The 13,701-nt window shown below is 60.6% G+C and carries 12 protein-coding genes; 7 read left to right on the forward strand and 5 right to left on the reverse strand.

What is annotated here, in order from left to right; translation table 11 throughout:
* Positions 1–3 precede the first annotated feature (3 nt).
* Positions 4–825, forward strand: coding sequence for a shikimate dehydrogenase (gene aroE / locus ACIGDJ_RS24150; protein WP_101159695.1), 822 nt, complete (start codon positions 4–6; stop codon positions 823–825).
* 90 nt (positions 826–915) lie between these two features.
* On the opposite strand, the gene ACIGDJ_RS24155 is transcribed toward aroE, so the two are convergent.
* From ACIGDJ_RS24155 to betC, 3 genes are all read right to left on the reverse strand, one after another.
* Positions 916–2,484, reverse strand: a complete 1,569-nt coding sequence (locus ACIGDJ_RS24155; RefSeq protein WP_101159694.1) for a SulP family inorganic anion transporter — start codon at positions 2,482–2,484, stop codon at positions 916–918.
* Between the two features lie 90 nt (positions 2,485–2,574).
* Positions 2,575–3,495: a choline ABC transporter substrate-binding protein gene (choX, locus tag ACIGDJ_RS24160; RefSeq protein ID WP_397479848.1), complete on the reverse strand. Its 921-nt coding sequence runs from the start codon at positions 3,493–3,495 to the stop codon at positions 2,575–2,577.
* 16 nt (positions 3,496–3,511) lie between these two features.
* Positions 3,512–5,026 (reverse strand): choline-sulfatase, encoded by a 1,515-nt coding sequence (gene betC, locus ACIGDJ_RS24165; protein ID WP_313000423.1) that lies wholly within the window; start codon positions 5,024–5,026, stop codon positions 3,512–3,514.
* A 114-nt stretch (positions 5,027–5,140) separates the two neighbouring features.
* Between betC and ACIGDJ_RS24170 the strand changes: the two genes are divergently transcribed.
* On the forward strand, positions 5,141–6,091 hold the full coding sequence (locus ACIGDJ_RS24170; RefSeq protein WP_101159691.1) for a choline sulfate utilization transcriptional regulator: 951 nt from the start codon (positions 5,141–5,143) through the stop codon (positions 6,089–6,091).
* A gap of 67 nt (positions 6,092–6,158) precedes the next feature.
* Here the strand turns inward: ACIGDJ_RS24170 and ACIGDJ_RS24175 are convergent, their stop codons facing one another.
* A complete protein-coding gene (locus ACIGDJ_RS24175; RefSeq protein ID WP_101159690.1) occupies positions 6,159–6,824 on the reverse strand; it encodes an NAD(P)-dependent oxidoreductase in 666 nt (221 codons plus the stop codon).
* Positions 6,825–6,905: 81 nt separating this feature from the next.
* Here ACIGDJ_RS24175 and ACIGDJ_RS24180 point away from each other — a divergent pair, with 81 nt between their 5' ends.
* Entirely contained in the window at positions 6,906–7,232 is a 327-nt protein-coding gene (locus tag ACIGDJ_RS24180) for a DOPA 4,5-dioxygenase family protein (protein ID WP_101159689.1), read from the forward strand.
* Here ACIGDJ_RS24180 and ACIGDJ_RS24185 read toward each other — a convergent pair.
* Positions 7,229–7,639 carry a GFA family protein gene (locus tag ACIGDJ_RS24185; RefSeq protein WP_101159688.1) on the reverse strand — a complete coding sequence of 137 codons (411 nt, stop codon included), beginning with the start codon at positions 7,637–7,639 and terminating at the stop codon, positions 7,229–7,231. The two genes, ACIGDJ_RS24180 and ACIGDJ_RS24185, sit on opposite strands and share 4 nt — an antisense overlap.
* 328 nt (positions 7,640–7,967) lie before the next feature.
* Between ACIGDJ_RS24185 and ACIGDJ_RS24190 the strand changes: the two genes are divergently transcribed.
* The 4 genes from ACIGDJ_RS24190 to ACIGDJ_RS24205 all read left to right on the forward strand — a co-directional run bounded on the left by ACIGDJ_RS24190 (position 7,968) and on the right by ACIGDJ_RS24205 (position 13,611).
* Positions 7,968–9,275: a CitMHS family transporter gene (locus ACIGDJ_RS24190; RefSeq protein WP_101159687.1), complete on the forward strand. Its 1,308-nt coding sequence runs from the start codon at positions 7,968–7,970 to the stop codon at positions 9,273–9,275.
* A gap of 85 nt (positions 9,276–9,360) precedes the next feature.
* Positions 9,361–10,128, forward strand: coding sequence for a TerC family protein (locus tag ACIGDJ_RS24195; RefSeq protein ID WP_313000434.1), 768 nt, complete (start codon positions 9,361–9,363; stop codon positions 10,126–10,128).
* A 325-nt stretch (positions 10,129–10,453) separates the two neighbouring features.
* Positions 10,454–12,112 carry a Na/Pi cotransporter family protein gene (locus ACIGDJ_RS24200; RefSeq protein ID WP_101159685.1) on the forward strand — a complete coding sequence of 553 codons (1,659 nt, stop codon included), beginning with the start codon at positions 10,454–10,456 and terminating at the stop codon, positions 12,110–12,112.
* Positions 12,113–12,219: 107 nt separating this feature from the next.
* Positions 12,220–13,611, forward strand: coding sequence for a M16 family metallopeptidase (locus tag ACIGDJ_RS24205; RefSeq protein WP_397479849.1), 1,392 nt, complete (start codon positions 12,220–12,222; stop codon positions 13,609–13,611).
* Positions 13,612–13,701 lie beyond the last annotated feature (90 nt).

The following is a 13,701-nucleotide window of genomic DNA, read 5'->3' on the forward strand; positions in this document are numbered from 1 at the left end:
GTGATGGATCGTTACGTCGTTTTCGGTAACCCGATCGGCCACAGCAAGTCGCCGATGATTCACCAGCTGTTCGCTGAACAGACAAGCCAACGCCTCGATTACAGCACGCTGCTGGCGCCGCTTGATGATTTTGCCGGCTGCGCCACCGCGTTCTTTCGGGAGGGGCGCGGTGCCAACGTGACGGTGCCGTTCAAGGAAGAGGCTTACCGTCTGGCCAACAGCCTGACCGCACGCGCGCAGCGCGCTGGGGCGGTGAACACCTTGAGCAAACTGGACGATGGCTCACTCCTCGGCGACAACACCGATGGCGCTGGCCTGGTCCGCGATCTGACGGTCAATGCCGGATTCAGCCTGACCGGCAAGCGCATCCTTTTGCTCGGCGCCGGCGGCGCGGTGCGCGGGGCGCTGGAGCCATTGCTGGCGGAGAATCCGGCCTCAGTGATCATCGCCAATCGCACGGTGGACAAGGCTGAGCTGCTGGCCGAATTGTTCTGCGACCTGGGGCCGGTAGCAGCCAGTGGCTTCGACTGGTTGCGCGAACCGGTGGACGTGATCATCAACGCTACTTCCGCCAGCCTGACCGGTGACGTTCCGCCGATTGCGCCAAGCCTGATCGAGCCGGGCCAGACGCTGTGCTACGACATGATGTACGGCAAGGAACCGACTGCGTTCTGTCGCTGGGCCACCGAGCACGGCGCGGCGCTGGCAATGGATGGTCTGGGCATGCTCGCCGAGCAGGCGGCGGAGGCGTTCTACTTATGGCGCCGCGTGCGCCCGGATACCGCTCCGGTGCTCGCCGAACTGCGCCGACAATTAGCCCTTTAAGAGCTTCGCGAGCAAGCTCGCTCCCACATTTGATCGCATTGCACGGTGGGAGCGCGCTTGCTCGCGAATGGCCACTCAGCTGATCCTGGATCAATCCTCAAAGCGGATCGGGCATTTTTCCGCCCCTTCCAGCTTGCGTAATTCTTCCACGACCTGTGGCCGTGCCCGGCGCAAGGTCAGGCTGCGGCCCTGGCCCAACAAACGCCGCGCTTCCTGATGCAGCATCTCCACCCCTGAATAATCGATGAAGTTGATCTGCTGTGCCTCGATTACCACCCGCGCTCCGTGCAACCGTTGCAGGCGCACTTGCAGGTAATGGCTGGCGCCGAAAAAGATCGAACCGCCGACGCGTAAAACATCGTCCTCACCGTCTCGCCAATGCTGCACACGCGGTTGCGAAGTGCGCTTGAGGTAGAAAAACAGCGACGCCAGCACGCCGGCGTAAATGGCTGTCTGCAGTTCCAGCAGCAGCGTTGCGAGGCACGTCAGCGCCATGACCACGAACTCGGCACGACTGACCCGCAGCAATGCCCGAATTGCTCGGTGATCGACCAGGCCCCAGGCAATCAGCAGAATGCTGCCGGCCATGGCGGGAATCGGAATATGCGAAATCAGCCCGGCGCCGAAGATCGCAAACAAAGCTACCCAGACCGCAGAAAAAATCCCGGCCAGTGGCGAACAGGCACCCGCTTCGTAACTCAATCCCGAGCGGGTAAACGATCCGGCTGACAGCGAGCCGGAAAAGAACGCCCCGACAATATTCGACAAACCTTGCGCGCGGACTTCCTGATTGGCATCAAGCAACTGCTGCGACCGGGCGGAAATCGAGCGCGCAATCGACAGACTGGTGACCAGCCCGAGCATGCCCACCGCTACGGCGCTCGGCAGCAGGCGCAGCATCACCTCCGGATCCAGCGGCAAGGCGCTGAAAGGCGGCAAGCGACCGACGAAAGCGCTGACCAGATGCACATGGCCGAACATCGCCGGCCAGATCCATACCAGCAGACTGGCCAGCACTAGCGTGATCAACAGCGTCGGCCAGCGTGGCAGGAGTTTTTTCAGCGCCACGCCGACGATGACTGTGGCGACGCCGAGGATCAGCGAAGGCTTATCCACAGCCCCGAGATGTCGCACCAGATCCATCAGACTGGCGAGCGCCGTGGTGCTGGCCGGCAATTCCAGCCCGAGCAGATTGGGCAATTGCCCGATGGCGATCACCACCGCCGCACCGAGGGTGAAACCGAGCACCACCGAGTGCGAGACGAAATTCACCAGTGCGCCGAAGCGCAGCAGGCCGAGCAACCACTGGAAAATCCCGGCCAGAAAGGTCAGCAACAGAATCAGCGTGATGTAGTCCTGCGACGCCGGAACGGCCAAGGGGCTGACGCTGGCGTAGAGCACAATCGAAATCGCCGCCGTCGGGCCGCAGATCAGATGCCACGATGAGCCCCACAGGCAAGCGATCATCACCGGGATGATCGCTGCGTAGAGACCGTATTCAGGTGGCAGACCGGCAATCAGGGCGTAGGCAATCGACTGGGGTAACGCGAGAATCGCACCGCTGAGGCCGACGATCAGGTCCCTGCCGACGCTGGCGCGGGTTTGCCGTGGCAACCAGCTCAGGAAAGGAAAAAGTGAATGACGGCTGGGGAAGGCCATGGATCCTCACGGTTGGAGTTTTCAACAAGGGTATCAGCCCTTCCCGCCGATCGTTCCCACGCAGAGCGTTAGAACGATCGGCGAATGCATTTACAGCTTCGCCTTCACCGCCACCAGTGCATCATTGCCATCCACCGTCTTCACGCCATCGAGCCACTTGTCCAGTACCGCCGGATTCGCCTTGATCCACGCCTTCGCCGCCGCGGCATTGCTGATTTTCTTGTTCACTACCTCGGCCATGATGCTGTTTTCCATGTCCTGAGTGAACGCCAGATTGGTCAGCAACTTGCCCACATTCGGGCAGGCCTCGGCGTACCCCTTGCGGGTCAGGGTGAAGACGTTCCCGGTGTCGCCGAAGTATTTTTCGCCGCCTTTCAGATAGCGCATTTTCAGTTGCACGTTCATCGGGTGCGGGGTCCAACCGAGGAAGGTGACGAATTTCTGTTTCTTCACTGCCCGCGATACTTCGGCCAGCATCGCCTGTTCGCTGGACTCGATCAGCTTCCACTGACCCATGTCGAAGTCGTTCTTCTTGATGATTTCCTGCAGCGAAATGTTTGCGGGGGCGCCCGAGCCGATGCCGTAGATTTTCTTGTCGAACTTGTCGGCGAATTTGTTCAGGTCAGCGAAATCATGCACACCCGTCTCCCAGACATAGTCGGGGACAGCAAGGGTGAATTCAGTGCCTTCGAGGTTTTTCGCCAATTGCGTCACATCACCGGTGGCGACGAATTTGTCATAAAAGCCCTGCTGCGCCGGCATCCAGTTGCCGAGAAATACGTCAACCTGGCCGTCCTTCAAACCGCCAAAGGTGATCGGCACCGCAAGGGTATCGACTTTGGCCTTGTAGCCCATGGCGTCCAGCAGAAACCCGGTGATGGCATTGGTCGCGGCGATGTCGCTCCAGCCCGGATCGGCCATTTTCACGATTTCGCAGCCTTGCTCGGCAAAAGCCGAGGCGCTGCTCAACGCGATCAGGCCAACGGTCACAGCTGTGGATAACTTGCGCATGGACTTCCCCTTAACATTATTGGTTTTGGCAGGGTTGTGGATAACGGGCCTTGCGCTCCAGATCATCAAGGTCGATGTGGTTGCGCATGTACTGCTGACTGGCATCGACCAGCGGCTGGTGATCCCAGCTCTTCAGCTTGCCGATGGTTAACGCATCGGCGACGAACCGGCGTCGGCGCTGGCTGGCCAGCACGTCCCGATGGATCGCCGGGATATCCCATTTGGTCCGCGCTTGAGCAAGAAAGTCTTCGAACACCTGACGGTGTTGCGGCGACTGGCTCAGCTCTTCTTCTTCGCGCGGATCGTTAACCACGTCGAAGAGCAGGCACGGGTCGCTTTCGCTGTAGATAAATTTGTAGGCGCCCCGGCGAATCATCATCAACGGGCTGACGGTGCCTTCGGCCATGTACTCGCCGAACACTTCGTCATGCCCGCCCTGCCCTTGCAGGTGCGGCAGCAAGGAGCGGCCATCCAGCGGCAGGCCCGGTTCGAGGCTCCCTCCGGCCAGATCAACGAACGTCGGCAGCAGGTCGGCGGTGGAAACCGCGGCGCTGACCCGGCCCGCCTGGAATTGTCCCGGTGCGCTGATCAGCAGCGGCACCCGCGCGGCCATCTCGAACCAGTGCATTTTGTACCAGAGGCCCTTCTCGCCGAGCATGTCGCCATGGTCGCCGGAGAAAACAATGATGGTGTCGTCAATCAGCCCGGTATCGTCCAGCGTTTCCAGCAGTTTGCCGACGTTGGCGTCAATATAGCTGCAAGCCCCGAAATAGGCGCGACGGGCATCGCGGATTTTATCCACAGGCAGCGGCTTGTCCCACAAATCGTAAACCTTGAGCAGCCGTTGCGAGTGCGGATCGAGTTCGTCCTGGTTCAAGGCTGTAGGCAGCGGGATATCGGCATCGTCATACAAATCCCAAAATTTCTTGGGAATCGTGTACGGGTCGTGCGGGTGAGTCATCGACACGGTCAGGCAAAACGGCTGGTCGCCATCCTCGCGGATGTGATCGAACAGATATTGCTGTGCCTTGAACACCACCTCTTCGTCGAAATCCAGCTGATTGGTACGCACGCACGGCCCGGCCTGCAGCACCGAGGACATGTTGTGATACCAGCTCGGTCGTACCTGCGGCTCGTCCCAGTTCACCGCCCAACCGTAATCGGCCGGGTAGATATCGCTGGTCAGGCGTTCTTCATAACCGTGCAGTTGGTCCGGCCCGCAAAAGTGCATCTTGCCCGACAGCGCAGTGCGGTAGCCGAGTCGGCGCAAGTAGTGCGCATAAGTGGGGATATCGGCAGGAAAATCAGCGGCGTTGTCATAGGCGCCGATCTTGCTCGGCAGCTGACCACTGACCAGAGTGAAGCGCGACGGTGCGCACAGCGGGCTGTTGCAATACGCGGCATCAAACACTACGCCCTGGGCGGCGAGGCGGGACAGGTTTGGCAGTTTGACAGGCGATGGGCCGTAGAACGGCAACATTGGCGCGGCCATTTGATCGGCCATGATGAAAAGAATGTTCTTGCGCTTCATGTGATCGCGGCATTCCATGTTGAATATTTATGCGAGAGTGCTGCAACCGAGCATGAATCCCATGCTTTCTTCGGTAAAGCCCGCCACAGACAATGACTAGGATAAGCACAGCTTATGTATGAGGCCCTCGGCGACCTGTCCCTCGATCTTCTTCGTGCCTTTGAAGCGGCGGCGCGCCATCGCAGTTTCACTGCGGCTGCGGTTGAGCTTGGTACGACACAACCGGCGATCAGCCAGCAGATCAAACGCCTGGAAGAACAACTCGGAACACGCCTCTTCGATCGGATTTACCGGGGCATTGAGCTGACTGAGGTGGGTACCCTGCTTTTCGAGCAAGTTACCTTGGGTTTGCAGAACATCGACGCAGGATTGAGCGCAATCAGCGCTCAGCAGCAACATGAAGTGCTGCAGGTCGCGACCGATTTCGCGTTCGCCGCCTATTGGCTGATGCCGCGCCTGCACCGCTTCCACGAAGCCAACCCGCACATCGATGTCAGCCTCGTCACGAGCGAGCGCAACCACAATATGCTGCGCACCGACATCGACGTGGCGATCCTGTTTGGCGATGGTCGATTCAAGCAGGGCGAGAGCCACTGGCTGTTCAGCGAAGAAGTGTTCCCGGTGTGCAGCCCGCTGCTGCTCAAGGACCGTTCATTGCCGTTGCCCGCGCAGGCCCTGCTGGAATTTCCGCTGCTGCACCTGCGCGGCGAAAACAGCAGCAACTGGTTCGACTGGAGCGGGCTGTTCCGTCAACTTGGCCTGACCACGCCGCCGGCGCCGGGTCAGTTGCGCTTCGACAATTACACGTTGCTGATTCAAGCGGCGATTGGCGGGCAAGGTGTGGCGATTGGTTGGCGTCACCTTGTGGATAACTTGCTGATGCAGGGTTTGCTGTGCCGGCCGCTGGCGCAAACCACGCTGTCGCGGCTGGGGTATTACGTGGTGCTGCCGCAGCGCAAACGTCGGGGTGCGTTGATTCAAGAGTTTGTTGATTGGTTAATGGCGGAACAGGCCAGCAGTGCCGAATCGCTTAACGGTCTGGCCCTGCCCTCGATTGCGGTGTGAAGAGCAAAAGATCGTCCGATCGCGGCCCGAGCCTCCGGCAGCTCCGGCAGCTCCTGCAGGCGATCTTTTAAATATCTGAAGCCGCTACAAAATTCACATGCTGTCCCACATGCAGATTGAGCCGCAGCTCATCGGCAATCCCCACTGCCACGCGGTTCAAGCGCTCCAAGGGTTCGGCAAGCCCCGGCTCGAGATTTCCGCCAACCTGACTGAAATGCTCGATGGTCAATCCGGCAACGCCGTGCGGCGCATTGACCAGGGTCCAGCGCAGTGAGCTGCTTTGCACCGCCTCGAGGATTTCTTCAGCGGCGTGACGTTGCAGACGCTCGTCACTGTCAGGCTCGTCGAGTACACCGAAGTTGCCTACCAGGAACAAGCGCGGCACGCTGGCCAGGTGCAAGCCTTCGACCAGTGCGTCGACTGCCAGCACCTGTTCGACCGGGCCCAGAGTGACCGAGCGCTCGACATGGTCGCTGCTGAACGGCAGCCCCGGCGCGTCCAGCAGACAGATCACCGCCGAGGTGCCGGCGACGCTCTGATTGACCCGCTCGGCGTCGAACAAGTCGCCGGTTTTTGTGCGCAGTCCGGGTCGCGGCGCGAGCGCAGTGAGATCGTCGAGAATGGCGATCACTTCGTGTTGGCGGCGCAGCAATTCAGCCATCAACGCACCCCCCAGGCTGGCCATGGCACCATAGAGCACCACTTTCACCACTGGGGTTTCGGCATTTTTCATGGCTGTTTTCCTTATAGTTGGCCCATATGGCCTGTGACGGTGGAAACAGCCAAGGGTTCGAACCGATTGAGAGGCGACACGATGCAAGGGATCAAGGGCTACCACGCCCATGTCTATTTCGACGCGCAAACCATCGACCAGGCGCGGGCCTTGTGCGAACAGGCCGCGCAGCTGTTTGCGCTGAAGATGGGCCGCGTGCACGAACGCCCGGTGGGCCCGCACCCCGACTGGAGCTGCCAACTGGCCTTCGGCCCCGAGCTGATCGGCGAAGTGCTGCCTTGGCTGGCGCTCAACCGCAAGGGCCTGGTGGTATTCCTGCACCCGGACACGGGCGATGACTTGCTCGATCACACCGAACACGCCATCTGGATGGGCGCGCTGCGGCCGTTGAATCTGTCGGTGTTTTAATCGAGAGTTTCTTCGGCTTCGCCCGGCAGATGCTCATCCAGACGCAGCCAGGGCAATCGGCTGTCAGTCCAGATGTGCCGCTCGGCCGGCGCGATTTCAGGATGATCCAGCGTGGCGATGGTCACGTCGATGGTGTCGGGGCTGAGCGAGGTCAGCAATGCCAGTTGCGCGCCGCAGTTTGAGCAGAAGTATCGCGCGCAACTGGCGGACGATTCATAGCGTGCCGGCGTTCCGGCCAGCCATTGAAAGTTCGCCGCCGGCACGGTGATCCATGTGGTGACGATACCGCCGCTGACCTTGCGGCAGATCGCACAGTGACAATGCGCAATGTCCTGCAGCGCTGCGCTGAACCGGTAGCGGATGTGCGCGCAGTGACAGCCGCCGTTATGTGTCTGGTTCGTCTCCACCGCTCTTCTCCCGTATTCATTGGCTCTCGTTGCAGCCGCCCACCGGTTGACCGTTCATTCATCGCTTTCGATCGCGAAAGGTAGCTGAAAGCTTCCCCGATTAGGATCGCCTCACTCCCGGCAACAGACCGGTTGGCCCAAGACCTGTGGTTGTTCCACAGACCCGGCCCAATTAACAACAACAATGGTGATTCTGATGTCTTCTGCAACCCGCCGTTTTTCCCTCTCCCTGCTGGTTACTCCGCTCGTACGCCTCGCGCCTCCCGTTCTGCGCTGATCCCGCCCGGTCCGCTCATTCCATTAGCCGCGCTACGCCTGGAGTAATCCCATGCTGACTTTCCTTGGCTTCGCCATGGTCATCACGTTCATGTTCCTGATCATGACCAAGCGCCTGTCCGCGCTGATCGCCCTGATCATCATCCCGATCCTGTTCGCCCTGTTTGGTGGGTTCGCGCCGAAAATCGGTCCGATGATGCTAGAGGGCATCACCAAACTGGCGCCAACCGGCGTGATGTTGATGTTCGCCATTCTGTATTTCGCCCTGATGATCGACTCCGGCCTGTTCGACCCGGCCGTGCGCAAAATCCTCAAACTGGTCAAGGGCGACCCGCTGAAAGTTTCGGTCGGCACCGCCGTTCTGGCGCTCGTCGTTTCCCTTGATGGTGACGGCGCGACCACTTACATGATCTGCGTGGCCGCCATGCTGCCGCTGTACAGCCGCATCGGCATGAGCCCGCGAATCATGGCCGGTCTGATCATTCTCGCCGGCGGCGTGATGAACATGACCCCATGGGGCGGCCCGACCGCCCGTGCGGCGAGTGCTCTGCATGTCGACCCGTCGGATATTTTCGTGCCGATGATTCCGGCGATGGCTGCCGGTGTAGTGGCGATCCTGCTGATTGCCTACTTCTACGGCAAACGTGAACGTGCCCGCCTCGGCGAGCTGCATCTGGTCGGCGATGAGATCGATCACAGCGAAATCAGCGTCTCGCAATTCCCCGACGCGCGGCGTCCGAAACTGATCTGGTTCAACGCCGCGTTGACCTTCGGCCTGATGTGCACGCTGATCGGCGGCCTGCTGCCGCTGCCGGTGCTGTTCATGGTGGCGTTCAGTATTGCGATGATCGTCAACTACCCGTGCCTGCAAATGCAGAAGGATCGCGTCGCCGCACATTCCGGCAGCGTGCTGGCAGTGGTCGGGCTGATCTTTGCGGCCGGTATCTTCACCGGTATCCTGTCGGGCACCGGCATGGTCGATGCGATGTCGAAGAGCCTGTTGGCGGTGATTCCGGAGTTCCTCGGCCCGTACCTGGCGGTGATCACGGCGCTGGTGAGCATGCCGTTCACCTTCTTCATGTCCAACGACGCGTTCTACTACGGCGTGTTGCCGGTGCTGGCCGAAGCGGCCAGTCACTATGGAATCACTGCAGTGGAAATGGCCCGTGCCTCGATCGTCGGTCAGCCCGTCCACTTGCTGAGCCCGTTGGTACCGTCGACCTATCTGTTGGTGGCGCTGGCTGGTATCGATTTCGGTGATCACCAGCGTTTTACCTTGAAATGGGCGATCCTGGTGTGTATCTGCATTCTGATTGCTGCGCTGCTGTTGGGGACTTTCCCGCTGTTCAGCACTCTATAAGCCCAAGACTCACCGATTCGGGTCCTGGCTTCGCGGTTTGAAGCCCGGACCTTTTTCGGTTTAACAATTGCTCAAAGGAATACACATGGAATGGCTGACCAACCCCGAAATCTGGGTTGCCTTCTTCACCCTGACCGCCCTGGAAATCGTCCTCGGCATCGATAACATCATCATGATCTCGATTCTGGTCAGCCGCATGCCCAAGCACATGCAGGCGCGCACCCGAATCTTCGGTCTGGCCCTGGCGATGATCACGCGGATCCTGTTGCTGCTGTCGATCACCTGGGTCATGCGCCTCACCGCCGACCTCTTCGAGGTGTTCGGTCAGGGCATTTCCGGTCGTGACCTGATCCTGTTCTTCGGTGGCCTGTTCCTGCTGTGGAAAAGCTCGCAGGAGATGTACCACGCGCTGGAAGGCGAAGACGAAAGCGACGACGCGCCATCGGGCAAGGGCGGCAACTTCCTCTACACCATCATTCAGATCGCGATCATCGATATCGTCTTCTCGCTGGACTCGGTGATCACTGCGGTCGGCATGGTTTCGCATGTACCGGTCATGGTTGCGGCGATTATCGTGGCGGTGCTGGTGATGATGCTGGCCTCGGGCAAGATCAGCGAATTCATCGACAAGCACCCGTCGCTGAAAATGCTCGCGCTGTCGTTCCTGCTGGTAGTCGGTACCGTGCTGATCGCCGAGTCGTTCGACGTGCATGTGCCGAAAGGCTACGTCTACTTCGCCATGGCGTTCTCGCTGGCGGTGGAAGCGATCAACATCAAACTGCGCGGCGCGATGGCCAAAAAGAAACAGCAGCAGGATCCGGTGAAACTGCGCAAGGATGTGCCGGGCCAATAATCTGCTCGTCCGCTCAAGCGCAATAACCTGTGGGAGCGAGCCTGCTCGCGAAGACGGAGTGCCAGTCGACAACAATGTTGGCTGGCCCACCGCTTTCGCCAGCAAGCTCGCTCCCACAGTCGTTTTCGGCCACGCAGGGAAAACGTGTCGAATTCCGGGGCTGGATACACCGGCTTTCATGACAGTTTTGTTTCATTCCGTTCTTTAGCTGTGCAATGCTGGCGCCCAGACCGTTAGCCAACTACAGCTTAAGTATCAAAAACGTAGAAACCGCGCGGTGCCGTCCACTTGCCCCTCTGGGGCGCTGCTACTACAGGGGGTCTACATGCTCACCCTGCTCAATTTGTTGTCCGCCGTTGCCCTGCTGATCTGGGGCACGCACATCGTCCGAACCGGCATCCTGCGGGTTTACGGCACCAATTTGCGACATGTCATCGGCCAGAACATGTCGAAGAAATGGCTGGCGTTCATCGCCGGTATTCTCGTCACCGCGATGGTGCAGAGCAGCAACGCCACGGCGATGCTGGTCACCTCGTTTGTCGGCCAGGGCCTGATGGCGCTGACCCCGGCGCTGGCGACCATGCTGGGTGCCGATGTCGGTACCGCGTTGATGGCGCGGGTGCTGACGTTTGACCTGTCGTGGTTGTCGCCGCTGCTGATCTTCCTCGGGGTAATTTTCTTTCTCTCACGTAAACAGACGCGGCTCGGGCAGATGGGCCGGGTGTCGATCGGGCTGGGGCTGATCATCCTCGCTCTGCAGTTGATCGTTGAAGCCGCCGCGCCGATTACTCACGCCCAAGGGGTGAAAGTGATTTTCGCCTCGCTGACCGGCGACATCCTCCTCGACGCCCTGGTCGGCGCGCTGTTCGCGATGATTTCCTACTCCAGCCTCGCTGCCGTGCTGCTGACCGCCACGCTGGCCGGCGCTGCGGTGATCAGCCTGCCGGTGGCGATCGGTCTGGTGATCGGCGCGAACATCGGCAGCGGCATTCTCGCCTTCATGAGCACCAGCATGCAGAACGCCGCCGGCCGGCAAGTGGCGCTGGGCAGCCTGTTGTACAAACTGATCGGTCTGCTGCTGATCATCCCGGTGCTCGACCCGCTGGTGCACTGGATCGACAGCCTCGATTTCAGCCCCCAGGAAATGGTCATCGGCTTCCACCTGCTCTACAACACCGCGCGCTGTCTGATCCTGCTGCCCAGCGTCGGGCCGATGGCGCGGCTATGTGCCTGGTTGCTGCCGGAGCGGCCGGAGGTCAACGGCACCGCCAAACCGCGGCATCTCGACCCGACGGCACTGGTCACGCCGAGCCTGGCGCTGGCCAATGCTGCGCGGGAAACCCTGCGCATGGGCGATCTGCTCGATAACATGCTCGACGCCTCCCTCGATGTGCTGCGCGGCAAGCAGACCGCCGTCACGCAGGAGATGCGCCGCCTGACCGACGATGTCGAAGCACTGTACAGCGCGATCAAGCTTTATCTGGCGCAGATGCCTCGCGAGGATCTCGGCGAGCAGGACAGTCGGCGCTGGGCCGAGATCATCGAGCTGGCGATCAACCTGAAACTTGCCGCCGACCTGATCGAGCGCATGCTGCGCAAGATCCAGCAGCAGAAAACCTCGCAGCGGCGTTCGTTCTCTGAGGAAGGCCTGGAAGATCTCGCCGGCCTGCAGCAGCAATTGATCGCCAACCTGCGCCTGGGCCTGTCGGTGTTTCTCAGTGGCGACCGCGAAAGCGCGCGGCAGTTGTTGCGCGAGAAACGCCGTTTTCGTGCGCAGGAGCGGCGTCTGGCCCACGCGCACGTCAGCCGTTTGCAGCGCAAGATCGTGCAGAGTCTGGAGACCAGTTCGTTGCATCTGGAATTGATTGCCGACATGAAGCGGCTCAACTCGCTGTTCTGCAGCAGCGCCTATGTGGTGCTGGAAACGGCGGACACCGGCGCGCTGGCGGTGGATGACATGGCCGACATTACGCATTCGCCTTGAACGTCTGAGGCTGCGGTCAGTCAGTTACAGTGGTTCAGCCTTGAGACCGCCGATTGGGGTCGCAACTGACGACACGGATCTCCAAATCAGCCGTATGGAAGCCTGTTATGCGTTGCCTGTTGTTCGCCTGCCTCTTGCTCGGCTCCCTGCCCGCCTTCGCCCTGGATCGTTTTCAAGTCGAAGGCTATGCGCTGCCCAACGGTTTGCAGTTGATGCTCAAGCCCGGCACTGAGCGTGGGCATGTGGCAATCCGGCTGGTGGTCGGCGTCGGCCTCGATGATTTCGATTGCGACGAGAAAGAGCTGCCGCATTTGCTCGAACACCTGCTGTTCAGCGGTATCGACGCCACTGGCGAAGGCGGTCTGGAGGAGCGCATGCAGGCACTGGGCGGTGACTGGAATGCGTTCACCAGCAATGCCGACACCACGTTCGTCATCGAAGCCCCGGCGAAAAACCAGCGCAAGGTACTCGACCTGCTCCTCGCGCTGCTGACTCAGACACGCATCGACGGCAACGCGATCAACGCGGCGAAACGGGTCGTCGAGCGTGAGGACGGCGGCCATTACACCAAACTGCAACGCTTCCTCGACCGTCAGGACCTCGGGCATACCGCGAGCAATCAACTGGCTGTCGAACTGGGATTGAAATGCCCGCAGCGCGCCGAAGTCGGCCATCTTACCCAGGAGCAATTGGAGAAGGTGCGCAAGGCCTGGTACGCGCCGAACAACATGACCCTGATCGTCGTCGGCGAACTCGACAAACTGCTGCCGGCCTATCTGGAGCGCACCTGGGGTGAGCTCGAGCCGGTCGAGCCGAGCGAACACCGGGCGCTGCCGGACATCCGCACCAGCGCCGCCCATGAGCGCACCCTCACCCGTGGCTTCATTGGCGACAGCGCCAAGCTGCACTGGCTGGTGCCGGAACCGGTGCTCGACGATCAGTACGACCAGACGTTCGACATTCTCAAGGATTATCTCGACTGGGCGCTGTACCGGCAGATTCGCCTAAACCATGGCTTGTCGTACGGGCCGTGGGCCGAGCGCGAAGTGTTCGGTGGTGTCGGCTTCATGAGCCTCAACGCTGACCTGGATCGCGATGACGTCGACGAAGCCATCCAGGTACTCGATGACCTCAAGGCCGACCTGCTGAAAAACGGCCTCGACCCGAGCACCTTCGCCCGCATCAAGCAAGCTGCCATCGCCCATCAGGCCTGGGCCGTGCAGGGCAACAGCGCGCTGGCGGACTATTACTGGAGCGCGCTGGCCGACTATCAGGATGGCCGCTTTGCCAATCCCGCTCGGGAGTTGCAAGGGGTGACGCTGGACGCGGCGAACAAGGCCATGCGCGAGCTGCTGTTGCAGCCGGGGTATATCAGGATCGAGAAGCCCTTGATCAGTGATGATCAGGTGTTGTGGCTGGTCGCCGGTGGTGTCGGCGTACTGCTGCTGATCGTGATCGGCTGGCGTCTGCATCGCCACCGCAAACCGGCCGAACACTGACCCTGTGGGAGCGGGCTTGCTCGCGAATTCGCCGGGTCAGTCACTGCAATGCCGGATGATCCACCGCATTCGCGAGCAAGCCGCTCCCAC

The organism is Pseudomonas sp. NPDC079367 (genome assembly GCF_044542195.1).
In the GTDB taxonomy this organism is placed as follows: Bacteria; Pseudomonadota; Gammaproteobacteria; order Pseudomonadales; family Pseudomonadaceae; genus Aquipseudomonas.

What these genes read in the sequence shown, in the direction of transcription:
- aroE (WP_101159695.1), top strand. Translation starts at nt 4, where the DNA reads ATGGATCGTTACGTCGTTTTCGGTAACCCGATCGGCCACAGCAAGTCG.
- ACIGDJ_RS24155 (WP_101159694.1), bottom strand. Translation starts at nt 2,484, where the DNA reads ATGGCCTTCCCCAGCCGTCATTCACTTTTTCCTTTCCTGAGCTGGTTG.
- choX (WP_397479848.1), bottom strand. Translation starts at nt 3,495, where the DNA reads ATGCGCAAGTTATCCACAGCTGTGACCGTTGGCCTGATCGCGTTGAGC.
- betC (WP_313000423.1), bottom strand. Translation starts at nt 5,026, where the DNA reads ATGAAGCGCAAGAACATTCTTTTCATCATGGCCGATCAAATGGCCGCG.
- ACIGDJ_RS24170 (WP_101159691.1), top strand. Translation starts at nt 5,141, where the DNA reads ATGTATGAGGCCCTCGGCGACCTGTCCCTCGATCTTCTTCGTGCCTTT.
- ACIGDJ_RS24175 (WP_101159690.1), bottom strand. Translation starts at nt 6,824, where the DNA reads ATGAAAAATGCCGAAACCCCAGTGGTGAAAGTGGTGCTCTATGGTGCC.
- ACIGDJ_RS24180 (WP_101159689.1), top strand. Translation starts at nt 6,906, where the DNA reads ATGCAAGGGATCAAGGGCTACCACGCCCATGTCTATTTCGACGCGCAA.
- ACIGDJ_RS24190 (WP_101159687.1), top strand. Translation starts at nt 7,968, where the DNA reads ATGCTGACTTTCCTTGGCTTCGCCATGGTCATCACGTTCATGTTCCTG.
- ACIGDJ_RS24195 (WP_313000434.1), top strand. Translation starts at nt 9,361, where the DNA reads ATGGAATGGCTGACCAACCCCGAAATCTGGGTTGCCTTCTTCACCCTG.
- ACIGDJ_RS24200 (WP_101159685.1), top strand. Translation starts at nt 10,454, where the DNA reads ATGCTCACCCTGCTCAATTTGTTGTCCGCCGTTGCCCTGCTGATCTGG.
- ACIGDJ_RS24205 (WP_397479849.1), top strand. Translation starts at nt 12,220, where the DNA reads ATGCGTTGCCTGTTGTTCGCCTGCCTCTTGCTCGGCTCCCTGCCCGCC.